The organism is Streptomyces sp. NPDC001787 (assembly GCF_040297465.1).
Classification (GTDB): Bacteria; Actinomycetota; Actinomycetes; order Streptomycetales; family Streptomycetaceae; genus Streptomyces.
On the sequence record NZ_JBEOZE010000012.1, the window covers coordinates 62807 to 76670 of the forward strand.

Below are 13864 nucleotides of genomic sequence, written 5' to 3' on the forward strand. Positions count from 1 at the left end.
TCATGCAGGCATGGCGAGTGCACCGGAACGGCGAGCCGGGCGAGGTGATGCGGCTGGAGGAGACGGAGCGGCCCACGCCCGGCGAGGGCCAGGCGCTGATCAGGGTGCGGGCGGCCAACGTCAACTTCCCCGACGCGCTGCTCTGCCGGGGGCAGTACCAGGTGCGCCCGCCGTTGCCCTTCACACCGGGCGTGGAGATCTGCGGTGACACCGAGGACGGGCGCCGGGTGCTCGCTACCCCCGCCCTCCCGCACGGCGGCTTCGCCGAGTACGTCGTCGCGGACGAGGCGGCGCTGCTGCCCGCGCCCGGTTCCCTGGACGACGCCGAGGCGGCGGCCCTGCACATCGGCTACCAGACCGGCTGGTTCGGGCTGCACCGCCGGGCCCGTATCGAGGCGGGCGAGACCCTGCTGGTGCACGCGGCGGCGGGCGGCGTCGGCAGCGCCGCCGTGCAGCTCGGCAAGGCGGCGGGTGCCACCGTCATCGGCGTCGTCGGAGGCCCGGAGAAGGCCGCGACCGCCCGGGAGCTGGGCTGCGACCTGGTCATCGACCGCCACAGCGAGGACATCGTGGTGAGGGTCAAGGAGGCCACCGGCGGGCGGGGCGCGGACGTCGTCTACGACCCCGTCGGCGGCGATGCCTACGCCAGGTCCGTGAAGTGCGTCGCCTTCGAGGGACGCGTCCTCGTCGTCGGCTTCGCGAGCGGAGTCGTCCCCGCCCCGGCGCTCAACCACGCCCTCGTCAAGAACTACTCGATCGTCGGACTCCACTGGGGCCTCTACAACACGAACGACCCCGCCGCGGTCCGCGCCTGCCACGACGAGCTGACCCGGCTCGCGGCACAGGGAGTCATCAGACCGCTGGTCAGCGAGCGCGCCGCGATGACCGGCGCGGCGACCGCCGTCCAGCGTGTCGCCGACGGCACCAGCACCGGCCGCATCGTCGTCCTGCCGACGGGAGCCGCCCGATGACCACCGTCCTCGACGCGGACGAGGTCCGCCGCCGCACGCGCGAACTGCTCTTCGCGTACCCGCCGGCCACCACGGACCGCACCGCGTTCCTCAAGGCCCGCTTCGACGCGGGTCTGGCCTGGGTCCACTACCCGGCCGGACTCGGCGGGCTCGGCGCGCCGCGTTCCCTCCAGCCCGTCGTCGACGCCGCGCTCGCCGCCGCCGGGGCCCCCGGCAACGACCCGCGCCGCATCGGCATCGGCCTGGGCATGGCGGCCCCGACCATCCTCGGGTTCGGCACCGACGAGCAGAAGCGGCGCTTCCTGCGGCCCCTGTGGGTCGGCGAGGAGGTGTGGTGCCAGCTGTTCAGCGAGCCGGGCGCCGGATCCGACCTGGCCGCCCTCGGCACCCGGGCCGTCCGGGACGGGGCGGACTGGGTCGTCGACGGGCAGAAGGTCTGGACGTCCAGCGCCCATGTGGCCCGCTGGGCGATCCTGATCGCCCGCACCGACCCGGACCTGCCCAAGCACCGGGGCATCAGCTACTTCATCTGCGACATGACCGACCCCGGTGTCGAGGTGCGGCCACTGCGCCAGATCACCGGCGAGGCGGAGTTCAACGAGGTCTTCCTCACCGGTGTGCGCATCCCGGACAGCAGGCGGCTCGGCCCGGTGGGGGAGGGCTGGAAGGTCGCGCAGACCACCCTGATGAACGAGCGCGTCTCGATCGGCGGAGCCCGGATCCCGCGCGAGGGCGGCATGATCGGCCCGATCTCGCGGACCTGGCGCGAGCGCCCGGAACTGCGCACCCACGACCTGCACCAGCGCCTGCTGACGCTGTGGGTGGAGGCCGAGGTGGCCCGGCTCACCGGCGAGCGGCTGCGCCAGCAGCTCGTCGCCGGACAGCCCGGCCCCGAGGGATCGGGCATGAAGCTCGCCTTCGCCCGCCTCAACCAGGAGATCAGCGGCCTTGAGGTCGAACTCCTCGGCCAGGAGGGCCTGTTGTACGGGGACTGGACCATGCGCCGGCCGGAGCTGGTGGACTTCACCGGACGCGACGCCGGGTACCGCTATCTGCGCTCCAAGGGAAACTCCATCGAGGGCGGCACGAGCGAGGTACTGCTGAACATCGTCGCCGAGCGTGTGCTCGGGCTGCCCGCCGAACCGCGCAACGACAAGGACGTCGCCTGGAAGGACCTGTCCCGATGACCGCGCCGAACCAGCCCGCCGCCACCCCCGATCTGCTCTACTCGCAGGCCGAGGAGGACCTGCGGTCCGCCGTGCGTTCCCTGCTCGCCGACCGGGCCGGCGCACCGGCGGTGATCGCCGCCGCCGAGTCCGGCACGCCGTACGACCCGCGGCTGTGGAAGGCGCTCGCCACCGGCATCGGCGCCGCCGGACTCCTCGTACCGGAGAAGCTGGGCGGGCAGGGGGCCTCGCACCGGGAGGCCGCCGTGGTCCTGGAGGAGCTCGGCCGCAGCGTCGCCCCCGCGCCCTTCCTGACGAGTGCCGTCGCGGCGACCGGTACGCTGCTGGCGCTGGAGGCCGGGGACGGTCCGGTCGCCGCGCTCCTCGCCGAGCTGGCCTCCGGCCGCACGACCGCGGTCCTCGCCGTGCCGTTCGCCGTCCCGCCCTCCGGAGCGCTCGCCGGGACGGTGACCGCGTCGGCGGGCGTCCTCGACGGGGCGGTGCGCGGGGTGGCCGACGCGGTCGCCGCCGATGTGCTGCTGGTGCCCACCGCCGAGGGTCTGTACGCGGTCCGGACGGCCGGGGACACGGTCGCCCTGGAGCCGCTCGTCGCCCTCGACCTCACCCGTCCGCTCGCCGCCGTCACCCTGGCCGGTGCCACCGGGACCCTGCTCGCCGACGCGACCGCCGCCGACCGTGCCGTACGGCAGGGCCTGCTCGCCGGTGCCGGGCTGCTCGCCTCCGAACAGCTCGGCCTCGCCGAGTGGTGTCTGACCGAGACCGTGCGGTACACCCGTGAACGGCACCAGTTCAACCGGCCGGTGGGCTCGTTCCAGTCCCTCAAGCACCGGATGGCGCAGCTGTGGCTGGAGGTCGTCTCGGCCCGCGCCGCCGCCCGCAACGCCGCCGACGCCCTCGCCACCGGCAGCCCGGACGCCGCGCTCGCGGTCGCCGTGGCCCAGGCGTACTGCTCGAAGGCCGCGGTCCACGCCGCCGAGGAGTGCGTGCAGTTGCACGGCGGGATCGGGATGACCTGGGAACACCCCGCGCATCTGTATCTGAAGCGGGCCAAGGCCGACTCGATCGCGTACGGCACGGCGGGGAGCCATCTCGGGGCGGTGGCCGGCCTGGCCGGGATCCCGGCGCCCTGATCGAGGGCTGTCCGAAGCCTCTGCGCAGATCCGGCGAGCGGGGGTACGCGACCGCGTACCCCCGCTTCGCCGTGCCGGGGAAGCGGGGGGTGCCGGGCGGGCGTGCGGGCGGAACCGGGCAGGTGAGGGCGGGGTGGGCGAGGCTCTTTACGTGCTGTTTAATTGCGATCGGTTCGCAATAACATTCGATCTTCAATAGGGATGTGCAGAGTATGACGGCCCGATCGGTACGGGGAGCGGTCGCCACCACGCTGGCGGCCGTGCTGTCGATGTCCGCGGCGGCCTGCTCGAATCCGGAGAGTCCGGGCGGCGGTTCGGGTTCCGCGGACTCGGCCGTCGTCGGCATCGCGTACGAGCCGGACAGCCTCAGCCCGCTGCTCGGCTACGGCAAGGACGGCAACTCCAAGATCTTCGACGGGCTGCTCGCCCTCGACGGCGCGATGACGCTGCGGCCCGCACTCGCCACCGCCCTGCCCGAGGTCAGCGGCGACGGGCTCACGTACACCTACCGGCTCCGCAAGGGCGTCACGTTCAGCGACGGCAAGCCGTTCGGCGCGAAGGACGTCGTCTTCACCTATCGCACCATTCTCGACGAGAGGACGAACAACGCCTCCCGCACCGAACTGGACGCGGTGAAGACCGTCGAGGCGGTCGGCGACGACAGCGTCGTCTTCACCCTGAAGTACCCCTACGCGCCCTTCGCCCAGCGCACCGTCCTGCCCATCGCCCCCGAACACATCGCGGGCAAGCAGGACGTGAACACCGGCGCCTTCACCACCCACCCCATCGGCACCGGGCCCTATCTGCTCACCAAGTGGTCCAAGGGCGAGAAGCTGAGCTTCAAGGCCAACCCCGGTTACTGGGGCGGCGCACCGAAGATCAAGAAGTTCACCATGGCCATCATCAAGGACGACGACGTGCGCGCCACCCGGCTGCGCTCCGGAGACCTCGACGGCGCGATCCTGCCGCCCAACCTCGCCAAGGGCTTCAAGGGCGAGGGCAGGAAGACCTACGCGGCCACGACGTACGACTACCGCACGGTGACCCTGCCGACCCACAACAAGGTCGCCGGTGACACCGCCGTCCGGCGCGCGCTCGATGTCGCCGTCGACCGGCAGGCCATGGTCGACTCCATCCTCAACGGCGAGGGCAGGCCCGCCTACGGGCCCGTTCCCACCGACAGCGAGTGGTTCACCCGGGGAACCGAGCGCCGCCACGACCTCGCCGCCGCGCAGCAGATCCTCGACGCGGCGGGCTGGAAGCCGGGCAAGGACGGCATCCGCACCAAGGACGGGGTGCGCGCCGCCTTCCCGCTCTGGTACCTCACCGGTGACAAGCTCCGCCAGGAACACGCCCTCGCCTACGCCTCCGACGCCAAGAAGGCGGGCATCGACATCACCGCCGAGGCCGGGACCTGGGAAGTCATCGAGCCCCGGATGAAGCAGGACGCCGTCCTGGCGGGGGGCGGATCGCCCGCCGACCCCGACTTCGACCAGTACACCCTGCTGAAGTCCTCCCTCGCGGGAGACGGCTTCAACAACATGGCCCAGTACGACAACAAGGCCGTCGACGCGGCCCTCGAAGCGGGCCGCCGGAGCGGTGACAAGGCCGCCCGCAAGGCGGCGTACGACACCGTCCAGCGGGAACTGGTGAAGAACCCCGGCTACACCTTCCTCACCCACATCGACCACCTCTACGTCGTCGACGACCGGTTCGGCCCGCTCACCACCCAGGTGGAACCGCACGACCACGGCCTGGCCTCCGGCCCCTGGTGGAACGTCGAGAAGTGGATCCCCGGGGGCTCGGAGAAGTGAGCCACCGCCTCCCCTGGGGGCCGATGGCGCGGATGGCGGGACGGCGGGCACTGTTCGCCGTGCCCGTCCTCGGCGTCGTCACCTTCGGCGTGTTCGCCGTCGCCGCCGCCTCCCCCTTCGACCCCGTCAAGGCCTACGCGGGCACCGCGGGCCTCACCGCCTCGCAGGAGAACCTCGACCAGCTCCGCGCCAACCTCGGCGTCGACCAGCCCCTGACCGCCCGCTGGTGGAACTGGCTCACCGCCGCGCTCCGGGGCGACTTCGGCGACTCCAGCGTGATGCGCCAGCCCGTCGCCGATGTCATCGGCGAACGCATCGGCTGGTCCGTCCTGCTGGCCGCCACCGCCTTCGCCGTCGCGATCCTGCTCGGCACGGGCCTCGGCGTCCTGGCCGCCCGCAGGCCGGGCGGCTGGCTCGACCGCTGTGTCAGCTCGGCCGCGTACACCCTGGAAGCCGCCCCCGCCTTCTGGCTCGGGCTGCTGGCCATCTGGTTCTTCGCCCTGAAACTGGACGTCCTGCCGGCCGGCGGACTCACCGACGCCGCCAGCGACACCGTCACCTTCGGACAGGTCGCCTCCCATCTGGTCCTGCCCGCGGCCGTCCTCGGGATCTCCCAGCTGCCGTGGTTCTTCCTGTACGTACGCCAGGGCGTCGCCGACGCCCTGGACGAGGACCCGGTGCGCGGCGCCCGCGCCCGCGGACTGCGCGAGCGCACCGTGCTGCTCGGCCACGGCCTGCGCTCCGGCATGCTGCCGATGCTCACGCTGATCGGCTCCCGGGTACCCGAACTCATCACCGGCGCACTCCTCGTCGAGACGGTCTTCAGCTGGCCCGGGATCGCCGCGGCCACCGTGGAGGCCGCGACCTCGGTGGACTTCGCGCTGCTCGCCGCCCTCACGGTGCTCGCCACCGCGGCGGTGCTGCTGGGCAACCTCCTGTCCGATCTGCTGTACGGACTCGCCGACCCGAGAGTGGGCTTCGATGGCTGAGGCCGTGCTCGCCTCCCCACGCCGCGCCGACCGCCGCATCCGGGTGGTGACCTCAGCGGTGGTCGTGGCCGCCGTGCTGCTGGCCGTCCTGGTCGTACCTCCGCTGGCCCAGCTCGACCAGCAGGCCGTCGACCTCTCCGCCAAGCTGCGGCCTCCCTCCCTCGCCCATCCGTTCGGCACGGACGACGTCGGCCGGGATCTGCTGCTGCGCTGTGTCTACGGACTGCGCGTCTCCCTGCTCGTCGGGCTTGTCGCCGCCCTCACCGCCACCGTCATCGGCACCGCGGTCGGCGCGCTCGCCGCGGCGTTCGGCGGCTGGACGGACCGGATCGTGATGCGGCTGGTGGACACCTTCTCGTCCGTACCGCACCTGCTGCTCGGCATCTTCGTCGTCGCGATGTTCCGGCCCGGCGTCTGGCCGGTGATCGTGTCCGTGGCCGTGACCCACTGGCTGTCCACGGCACGGATCGTCCGCTCCGAAGTGCTCTCGCTGCGCTCGCGCCCCTTCATCGACGCGGCGGTCTCCGGGGGCGCCTCGCGCGGCCGGGTCATCGTCCGCCACCTGCTGCCCGGAGTGCTGCCGCAGGCCGGGCTGGCTGCCGTACTCATGGTGCCGCACGCCATGTGGCACGAGTCGGCGCTGTCCTTCCTGGGCCTCGGCCTGCCCGCCCATCAGGCGAGCCTCGGCAATCTCGTGCAGTCCGCACGCGGATCCCTGCTCGCCGGTGACTGGTGGCCGACGCTCTTCCCCGGTCTCTTCCTGATCATTCCGACGCTCGCCCTGGCGGGCCTCGCCGGTGCCTGGCGCGAGCGGATCAATCCGCGTCGCCGATCGGAGCTGATGCTGTGACCCCCTCACCCGACGCCCGGCCCCCGGTCCTGTCCGTACGGGGGCTCTCCGTCCGCTTCCGGCTGAGCGGCGGCCGGCACGTCGCCGCCGTCACCGACGCCCGCTTCGACCTCGCGGCCGGGGAGTGCCTGGCGCTGGTAGGGGAGAGCGGATGCGGCAAGTCGGTGCTCGCCTCCGCCCTGCTCGGGCTGCTGCCCGGCAACGCCCGCAGCACGGGCAGCGCCGTCCTGGACGGGGACACCGATCTGCTCGCCGCCGATGAACGCACCCTCGCCCGCTCCGTACGCGGCCGGCGCATCGGGCTCGTCCCGCAGAGCCCCGCCGCCCATCTCACCCCCGTACGCACGGTCCGCAGCCAGCTGGAGGAGACCCTCCGCGAGCTGACGGGCGTGCGCAAACCGGCGCTGCGTGAGGCGGCGGAGGCGGCCGCCGCCCGCGCCTCGTTCCCCGCCGGCCACCTCGACCGCTACCCGCACCAGCTCTCCGGCGGTCTCGCCCAGCGCGCCGCCACCGCCCTCGCCCTGATCGGCGACGCACCGCTGCTCCTCGCCGACGAACCGACCACCGGACTCGACCGGGACCTGGTGGAGCGGACCGTGGACGAACTGCGCCGCCACACCGACGAGGGCCGGGCGCTCCTGCTCATCACCCACGACCTGGCCGCCGCCGAACGGATCGCCGACCGGGTGGCCGTGATGTACGCCGGGCGCATCGTCGAACTCGCCGACGCCGGCCGCTTCTTCGAAGGGCCCGGACCCCGGCACCCGTACGCGCGCGGCCTGCTCGACGCGCTGCCGGAGCGGGACTTCGCGCCCATCCCCGGCATGCCGCCGGAGCTGGGAGCGCTGCCGGAGGGGTGCGCCTTCGCCGCCCGCTGTGCCCGCGCCGACGAACGGTGCGGGCGACTGCCCGTGTTCGACGGGACGGTCGCCTGCCACCACCGCCTGTCCGCCGACGACGACCGACGGAGCAAGGAGCGGACCGATGCTTGAACTCACCGGCATCACCGCCGGATACGAACCGCGCCGCCCCGTCGTCCGGGACGTCTCCCTGAGCGTCGCCGCGGGCGAGGCGGTCGCTCTGCTCGGCCCGAGCGGATGCGGCAAGTCCACCCTGGCCAGGGTCGCCGCCCTGCTGCACCGCCCCGAGGCCGGCACCGTCACCCTCGGCGGCGAAGTGGTACGCGGCTGGCGGCACCGCGCCCCGAGGGAGCAGCGCACCGCGGTCGGCGTCGTCTTCCAGCAGCCCCGCCTCTCCGCCGACCCCCGGCTGAGCCTGCGCGAGCTCATCGCACAGCCCCTGCGTGCCACCGGGCGGCGCCGCGAAGTGACGGACCGGGTGGGGGAGCTGGCCGCGAGGGTCCAGCTGACCGCCGAACTGCTGGAGCGCCGCCCGCACGCGGTGAGCGACGGGCAGCTGCAACGGGCCTGCCTCGCCCGTGCCCTGGTCCTGCGGCCGCGGCTGCTGATCTGCGACGAGATGACCGCGATGCTCGACGCCTCGACGACCGCCGCCCTGGTGGCCGTCGTGGAGTCCTACCGCGAGGAGTCCGGCGCGGCCCTGCTGGCGGTGGGTCACGACCGGGTACTGCTGGAGCGCTGGTGCGACCGAATCGTCCGCTGGGACGAACAGGCCGGGACCGGCGGGCTGCCGGAAGGCGGGTGACGCCGCCCCGGTGACCGGCAACCCGCGTTGGACGACGGCCCCCTGACCTTCCGGCACCCGGGAGCCGCGGGGGCCCGAAGGCCGGGGGAACGGCAGGCGCAGCAGAGCCGACGGGCGGACGACGACCGCTCCAACTCTTGGCAGGTACCTGCCGTAGAGGTGGTGCGCGCCCCCATACTCGGTCGGGTCCCTCCCCATCGCCCCGCCTCTCCCACCGCTTCAGGAGATCCCATGGCCATGGCACACCTGACCCGCCGCAGAGTCGTCACCACCGCGCTCGCCGCGGCAGCCGCCGGGGCGGTCCTCCCCATCGGCTCGGCCGCCGCTGCCGGCACCCCCGGCCGCCCCCACGGCCCGCGTCCGCTGCGCCACGCCCACGCGCACAACGACTACCTCCACCCCCGCCCGCTCCACGACGCGCTCGAACACGGCTTCACCAGTGTCGAGGCGGACGTGTTCCTGGTCGACGGTGAACTGCTCGTCGCCCACGAGGCCACCGACCTGGACCCCGCACGCACCCTCGCCTCGCTCTACCTCGACCCGCTGCTCGCCCGGGTCCGGGCGAACCACGGCAGCGTCCACCCCGGGGACCGCCGCCCGGTGCAGCTGCTGATCGACATCAAGGCCGACGGTGTGGCCGCCTACCTCGAACTGGACCGGCAGCTCCGGCGCTACCGCCGGATGCTGACCCGCTACAGCCACGGCCGCGTCCGCACCGGAGCGGTCACCCCCGTCATCTCCGGCGACCGCGCCGCGCGCGCCCCCATGGAGGCCCAGCGCACCCGGTACGCCTTCTACGACGGCCGGCCCGAGGACCTCGGCACGGCGGCCACCGCCTCCCTCGTCCCGCTCATCAGCGGCAACTGGACCCAGTCCTTCGGCTGGCTGGGCACGGGCCCCTTCCCCGCCGCCGAGCGGCAGCGGCTCGCGGCCCTGGTGAACACCGCCCACCGCGGCGGTCAGCGCGTCCGCTTCTGGGCCACGCCCGACCTCGCGGGACCCGCGCGCGACGCCGTCTGGACGGAACTGCTCGCGGCGGGGGCCGACCATCTGAACACCGACGACCTGGCGGGCCTCGAACGCTTCCTGCGCGCCCGGGGCTGAGCACCGTCCGGGGCGGCCGGCACCCCTGCCCGTGTCTACCCGTTCGGCGGACACGCCGGTGCGCCGAACGGTTCCTCCGCTGCGCCACACTGGCGGCCGAATGCCGCAATCCAGGCGCGGCGGAGGAGGTTGGCCATGGCCGTTTCGATCTCACTGGTGCTGCTCATGCTGATCCTCGCGGTGATCTTCCTGCGCAACGGCGGACTGAAGATCTCGCACGCACTGGTCTGTGCCCTGTTCGGGTTCTTCCTCGCGGGCACGAGCATGGCGCCGACCATCCAGGAGGGCATCGCCGCCACCGCGAACGTGGTCGGCAGCCTGAACCCCTGACCGCACCCGGCGCCCGGTACCGGCCCGGCCGCCCCGGCGCACGGTTCGTCGGAGCACGGCCGGATCCCGCACAATGGGGCAATGTCCTTCCCGCCTCCCGGACGGCACTCGGGCGCCGCCCACCACGAGTACTGCAACAACGGGCTCTGCTGCCGGTGCCAGATGCGGACCTGGTCGGCCAAGGTGGGCAACGAACGCCTCTGCGGGCCGTGCGCCTCCTGCTGCCGCGACTGCGGCCGGGCCCCCGCGCCCCAGCTGGACGGACTCGACGACGGACTCTGCGCCGAGTGCCGCGGTCTGTGCGGCCGCTGCCGGACACCGAGGCGGCCCGACGGCTCCTGCGAGTGCCGGCGGTGGCGCGAGGGCGCGAAGGGGAACCCGCAGGGCTACGTCCTCCAGGCCCTGCCGCCCGCCCTGATGCAGGCCTTCGGCGGCCGTGTGCCGCAGTCCGTCCGGGAACTCATCCACCAGGAACTCGGCCGGCGCACCGCCGGAGCGCTCCGCGAACGCATCGAGCGCCGCTGGAACCTCCGCTGGGCCCACGCCCTCAACGAGAAGGACGAGGAGGGCCGGCGCCGCTGGAGTGCCGAGGACATCGCCGACCGGCTGCTGCGGCCGGGGCAGTGCTCCGACCCGCAGTGCGAGGACGGCCACCTGATCACCACCGACGCGCCGTGCGGCCACTGCCGCCGCCCCACGCACCGCTTCGTCACCTCGGTCGCCGACCGCACCGCCACCCCGGAGCACGCCCGGTCGGCCGCGGCCGGGATCCGCCGGGCCATGCTGGAGAACCGGTCCCGGCAAAGGCGCCCCCGGCGCTGAGCCGCCCCCTCACCGGACCGGCGCTCATCCGCCCACGAGCCGGGAGCGGATGAGGAAGCGCACCCCCTCCGGCGCCTCCAGCGAGAACCCGCCGCCGCGCCCCTCCACCACATCGACGATCAGCCGGGTGTGGGCCCACACCTCGTGCTGGCTCCTGGACATCCAGAAGGGCACCGGCTCGGCGACACCCTCGACGGCGAGCTCCGCGAGCAGCACATCGGCGTTCCCGGTGCGGAACTCACCGGCCTGGTAGCACATGGGCGCGCTGCCGTCGCAGCAGCCGCCGGACTGGTGGAACATCAACGGGCCGTGGGCCGCCCGGAGCCGCCGCAGCAGACCGGCGGCGGCAGGGGTGAGCTCCACGGCCGGAGCGACCGGAACACCGTTCATGCGTCAGTCCTTCCCCGACCGGTCACGGACGGACCCAGTCAACTCCGCCTGACGTTGCGGAAAGGTTGCACGCCCTATGCTCGCGACATGGAGCAGAGGGAAGTTGTGAAGCGAGTGATCGGCATCCTCACCGAGGCCGGGGAGATGCAGCGGCTGCTGGAGGCGGACCTGGACCGGGACGACCTGGAAACCGGTGCCGGTGCCGTGACCGCCCTGCTGAACGAGACGATGCCGCACATCTCCATCCCCGAGGACTTCTCCGTCGAGGAGGTGGTCAGCGTCGTCGGGCGCGAGGTCGGTGGTGCGGTGGAGCAGCTCGTGGGGGCGTTCACCCTCGCCTTCACGATGCTGGCGCAGGTGCACGACTCCGGACAGACGGACGTGACGTCCACCGATGTGCTGCGGGACCTCGCGCTCCGGGTCGAGGCCGAAGGCCCCGACGACGACCCGGGGTCCGTGCTGTAGGCGCCGGGATGCGGGGGCGCCGGGGCTTTGGTTCGCTGAGGACGTCGGACCACGACGAGGGTGGTCCCTACCGTCCGAGGAGCGACGATGAGCGGTGTCGACGAACCGGCGAACCTGGCCCGGCAGATGCGTGAGAAGGCCCGGCAGCTGACCGAGGCCGCGGAGCGCGCGACGGATCCGCAGGAACGGGAGCGCCTGGAGAGGAAGGCCCGGACGATCCGTGACCGCAGCGAGCGGCAGAGCGGAACCGCCGGCGCGGACGTCCACCCGACGAAGTAGCCGCCGGGCACAGCACGGCCCCACCCGGGCGCGGCCGTGGGGGAGCGAGGACCTCACCGGCCGCCCGGCGAGGTCCACTCCAGCAGCCGGTCGGCGGTCCACGACGTGATGACACGCTCCACGGGCACCCCGCACTCCTCGGCGCGCGCACAGCCCAGGATCTGCCAGTCGAGCTGCCCCGGGGCGTGCGCGTCCGTGTCGACCGCGAACAGCACACCCGCTCCGACGGCCCGGCGGAGCAGCCGGCGCGGCGGATCCAGCCGTTCGGGACGGCAATTGATCTCCACGGCGGTTCCCGCCTCGGCACACGCGGCGAACACCCGGTCCGCGTCGAACTCCGACTCCGGCCGGCCCCGGCCGGAGAGGAGCCGCCCGGTCACATGGCCCAGCACATCGGCGTACGGACTGCGCACCGCAGCCTCCAGCCGCCGGGTCATCGCCCGCGCCTCCATGCGCAGCTTGGAGTGCACCGACACGACGACCACATCCAGCCGCTCCAGCACATCCGGTTCCTGATCGAGCGATCCGTCCGGAAGGATGTCGCACTCGATGCCGGTGAGCAGCCGGAACGGCGCCCACCGCTCGTTCAGCTCCGCCACCGCCTCCAGCTGCGCGCGCAGTCGCCGGGGCGACAGCCCGCGGGCCACCGTCAGCCGGGGGGAGTGGTCGGTGAGCACGGTCCACTCGTGCCCCAGCCCGATCGCCGTCCGCCCCATCTCCTCGACCGGACTGCCGCCGTCCGACCAGTCGGAGTGGACATGGCAGTCGCCACGCAGCCGGGCGAGCATCGCCGTACCCCCGCCGCTGAGCGGAACAGAGGCCTCCGTCTCCAGCCGGTCCAGATACTCCGGCACCCCGCCCTCCCACGCCTCACGGACCACCTGGGCCGTGCGGGGGCCGATGCCGCTCACCCTTTCGAGCGAGCGGTGTGCCACCCGCTCCGCGAGCTCGCTCTCCGGCATCCGGGCCACCGCCCCGGCGGCCCGGCGGAACGCCCGCACCCGGTACGTGGCGGCCTGCGACCGCTCCAGCAGAAACGCGATCCGCCGCAAGGCGGTGACCGGATCCATCGGCACCTCCCGGGGGCGCACGTGACAGCGGCGCTCCGTGGTACGCCCGCAACCAGCATGGCCCGGATCGGGGCTTCCCGCCGCCGCGCCCCCGCAGATGTGTACGCGTCGTGCTTGTCACGGCCCCGTCGGGCGCGGAGGCTGGTGACTGTTCAGCCCGGCCACCGAAACGGGGAGCAAATCCATGAACAAGATCCGCTCGGCCGTCATGACCGCCACAGCCGTGTGCATGACCATCGTGGCGCCCGGCACGGCCTCGGCCGCCGCCCCGGCCGCTCCCGCCCCGCCGAGGTTCCTCTCGGCCTCGGAGCTGCCCGCCTCCCTCACCCCGTGGACCGCCGGTCCGGTGCGTCAGGGACTGCCCGGCTCCGGCTCCGTATGCACCGCCGGGATCGCTCCCGCGGCGACCACGAGCCACCGCGACTTTTGGACCGAGCTGGACACCGGTGCGCGCCAGACGACCACGGTCGCCGCCACCACGGCACAGGCGACGGCCTTGGCCGCCGAGATCCGCGGCGCGCTCGAAAGCTGCCTGGACCGGCTCAAGGAGCAGGACCCCGGGCTGGAGGGCGAGGCTTTCTACCACGGGCGGGTGGATGTCGAGGAGGGCGCGCACATCTACAGCGTCGACACGTCCCGCCCGGACGTCGGCTCGACCGACATCGGCCTCCACTCCGTCGGCCGCGACGGCCGGACGGTGACCGTACTCGAATGGGGGCAGCTGGGCGATCTCGACGGCGCACCGCTGGAAGGCTTCAGGACGACGACCGGCACCGCCGTCGCCAAGCTCCACTGAGC

Annotated in this window: 16 protein-coding genes; 14 read left to right on the top strand and 2 right to left on the bottom strand. The window is 73.3% G+C overall.

What is annotated here, in order from left to right; translation table 11 throughout:
* The first annotated feature begins 2 nt into the window (after positions 1 to 2).
* The 11 genes from ABT170_RS18530 to ABT170_RS18580 all read left to right on the top strand — a co-directional run bounded on the left by ABT170_RS18530 (position 3) and on the right by ABT170_RS18580 (position 10862).
* Positions 3 to 971, top strand: coding sequence for an NADPH:quinone oxidoreductase family protein (locus ABT170_RS18530; protein ID WP_329947019.1), 969 nt, complete (start codon positions 3 to 5; stop codon positions 969 to 971).
* Positions 968 to 2158, top strand: a complete 1191-nt coding sequence (locus ABT170_RS18535; RefSeq protein ID WP_329947018.1) for an acyl-CoA dehydrogenase family protein — start codon at positions 968 to 970, stop codon at positions 2156 to 2158. The genes ABT170_RS18530 and ABT170_RS18535 overlap by 4 nt, the downstream gene beginning before the upstream one ends.
* Positions 2155 to 3288 (top strand): acyl-CoA dehydrogenase family protein, encoded by a 1134-nt coding sequence (locus ABT170_RS18540; protein ID WP_329947017.1) that lies wholly within the window; start codon positions 2155 to 2157, stop codon positions 3286 to 3288. The genes ABT170_RS18535 and ABT170_RS18540 overlap by 4 nt, the downstream gene beginning before the upstream one ends.
* 212 nt (positions 3289 to 3500) lie before the next feature.
* Positions 3501 to 5102, top strand: a complete 1602-nt coding sequence (locus ABT170_RS18545) for an ABC transporter substrate-binding protein (protein ID WP_351868577.1) — start codon at positions 3501 to 3503, stop codon at positions 5100 to 5102.
* 23 nt (positions 5103 to 5125) lie between these two features.
* Positions 5126 to 6091 (top strand): ABC transporter permease, encoded by a 966-nt coding sequence (locus ABT170_RS18550; protein ID WP_266927934.1) that lies wholly within the window; start codon positions 5126 to 5128, stop codon positions 6089 to 6091.
* Complete coding sequence (locus ABT170_RS18555) at positions 6084 to 6941, top strand: ABC transporter permease (RefSeq protein ID WP_329947015.1); 858 nt, start codon at positions 6084 to 6086, stop codon at positions 6939 to 6941. Before ABT170_RS18550 ends, ABT170_RS18555 begins: the two co-directional genes overlap by 8 nt.
* Positions 6938 to 7933 (top strand): ABC transporter ATP-binding protein, encoded by a 996-nt coding sequence (locus ABT170_RS18560; protein WP_351868581.1) that lies wholly within the window; start codon positions 6938 to 6940, stop codon positions 7931 to 7933. The genes ABT170_RS18555 and ABT170_RS18560 overlap by 4 nt, the downstream gene beginning before the upstream one ends.
* Complete coding sequence (locus ABT170_RS18565; protein WP_351868584.1) at positions 7926 to 8606, top strand: ABC transporter ATP-binding protein; 681 nt, start codon at positions 7926 to 7928, stop codon at positions 8604 to 8606. Before ABT170_RS18560 ends, ABT170_RS18565 begins: the two co-directional genes overlap by 8 nt.
* A gap of 237 nt (positions 8607 to 8843) precedes the next feature.
* Entirely contained in the window at positions 8844 to 9710 is an 867-nt protein-coding gene (locus tag ABT170_RS18570) for a phosphatidylinositol-specific phospholipase C/glycerophosphodiester phosphodiesterase family protein (RefSeq protein ID WP_351868755.1), read from the top strand.
* Between the two features lie 135 nt (positions 9711 to 9845).
* A complete protein-coding gene (locus ABT170_RS18575; RefSeq protein WP_329947012.1) occupies positions 9846 to 10040 on the top strand; it encodes a hypothetical protein in 195 nt (64 codons plus the stop codon).
* Positions 10041 to 10121: 81 nt separating this feature from the next.
* Positions 10122 to 10862, top strand: a complete 741-nt coding sequence (locus ABT170_RS18580) for a hypothetical protein (RefSeq protein ID WP_329947011.1) — start codon at positions 10122 to 10124, stop codon at positions 10860 to 10862.
* 24 nt (positions 10863 to 10886) lie between these two features.
* Here ABT170_RS18580 and ABT170_RS18585 read toward each other — a convergent pair whose 3' ends face one another.
* Positions 10887 to 11252, bottom strand: coding sequence for a DUF779 domain-containing protein (locus ABT170_RS18585; RefSeq protein WP_329947010.1), 366 nt, complete (start codon positions 11250 to 11252; stop codon positions 10887 to 10889).
* Between the two features lie 87 nt (positions 11253 to 11339).
* Here ABT170_RS18585 and ABT170_RS18590 point away from each other — a divergent pair, with 87 nt between their 5' ends.
* Together ABT170_RS18590 and ABT170_RS18595 are read left to right on the top strand one after the other, a co-directional pair.
* On the top strand, positions 11340 to 11717 hold the full coding sequence (locus tag ABT170_RS18590) for a hypothetical protein (RefSeq protein ID WP_329947009.1): 378 nt from the start codon (positions 11340 to 11342) through the stop codon (positions 11715 to 11717).
* A gap of 87 nt (positions 11718 to 11804) precedes the next feature.
* Complete coding sequence (locus ABT170_RS18595; RefSeq protein ID WP_329947008.1) at positions 11805 to 11996, top strand: DUF6381 family protein; 192 nt, start codon at positions 11805 to 11807, stop codon at positions 11994 to 11996.
* 53 nt (positions 11997 to 12049) lie between these two features.
* Here ABT170_RS18595 and ABT170_RS18600 read toward each other — a convergent pair whose 3' ends face one another.
* The gene (locus ABT170_RS18600; RefSeq protein ID WP_329947007.1) at positions 12050 to 13066 is read right to left on the bottom strand and encodes a PHP domain-containing protein; all 1017 of its coding nucleotides are present in this window, start codon (positions 13064 to 13066) and stop codon (positions 12050 to 12052) included.
* 184 nt (positions 13067 to 13250) lie between these two features.
* Here ABT170_RS18600 and ABT170_RS18605 point away from each other — a divergent pair, with 184 nt between their 5' ends.
* A complete protein-coding gene (locus tag ABT170_RS18605; protein WP_351868591.1) occupies positions 13251 to 13862 on the top strand; it encodes a hypothetical protein in 612 nt (203 codons plus the stop codon).
* Positions 13863 to 13864 lie beyond the last annotated feature (2 nt).

Bases quoted from the DNA above. Each gene is read 5' to 3' on its own strand.
- ABT170_RS18530 (WP_329947019.1), top strand. From the start codon at position 3: ATGCAGGCATGGCGAGTGCACCGGAACGGCGAGCCGGGCGAGGTGATG.
- ABT170_RS18535 (WP_329947018.1), top strand. From the start codon at position 968: ATGACCACCGTCCTCGACGCGGACGAGGTCCGCCGCCGCACGCGCGAA.
- ABT170_RS18540 (WP_329947017.1), top strand. From the start codon at position 2,155: ATGACCGCGCCGAACCAGCCCGCCGCCACCCCCGATCTGCTCTACTCG.
- ABT170_RS18545 (WP_351868577.1), top strand. From the start codon at position 3,501: ATGACGGCCCGATCGGTACGGGGAGCGGTCGCCACCACGCTGGCGGCC.
- ABT170_RS18550 (WP_266927934.1), top strand. From the start codon at position 5,126: ATGGCGCGGATGGCGGGACGGCGGGCACTGTTCGCCGTGCCCGTCCTC.
- ABT170_RS18555 (WP_329947015.1), top strand. From the start codon at position 6,084: ATGGCTGAGGCCGTGCTCGCCTCCCCACGCCGCGCCGACCGCCGCATC.
- ABT170_RS18565 (WP_351868584.1), top strand. From the start codon at position 7,926: ATGCTTGAACTCACCGGCATCACCGCCGGATACGAACCGCGCCGCCCC.
- ABT170_RS18570 (WP_351868755.1), top strand. From the start codon at position 8,844: ATGGCACACCTGACCCGCCGCAGAGTCGTCACCACCGCGCTCGCCGCG.
- ABT170_RS18575 (WP_329947012.1), top strand. From the start codon at position 9,846: ATGGCCGTTTCGATCTCACTGGTGCTGCTCATGCTGATCCTCGCGGTG.
- ABT170_RS18580 (WP_329947011.1), top strand. From the start codon at position 10,122: ATGTCCTTCCCGCCTCCCGGACGGCACTCGGGCGCCGCCCACCACGAG.
- ABT170_RS18585 (WP_329947010.1), bottom strand. From the start codon at position 11,252: ATGAACGGTGTTCCGGTCGCTCCGGCCGTGGAGCTCACCCCTGCCGCC.
- ABT170_RS18590 (WP_329947009.1), top strand. From the start codon at position 11,340: ATGGAGCAGAGGGAAGTTGTGAAGCGAGTGATCGGCATCCTCACCGAG.
- ABT170_RS18595 (WP_329947008.1), top strand. From the start codon at position 11,805: ATGAGCGGTGTCGACGAACCGGCGAACCTGGCCCGGCAGATGCGTGAG.
- ABT170_RS18600 (WP_329947007.1), bottom strand. From the start codon at position 13,066: ATGGATCCGGTCACCGCCTTGCGGCGGATCGCGTTTCTGCTGGAGCGG.
- ABT170_RS18605 (WP_351868591.1), top strand. From the start codon at position 13,251: ATGAACAAGATCCGCTCGGCCGTCATGACCGCCACAGCCGTGTGCATG.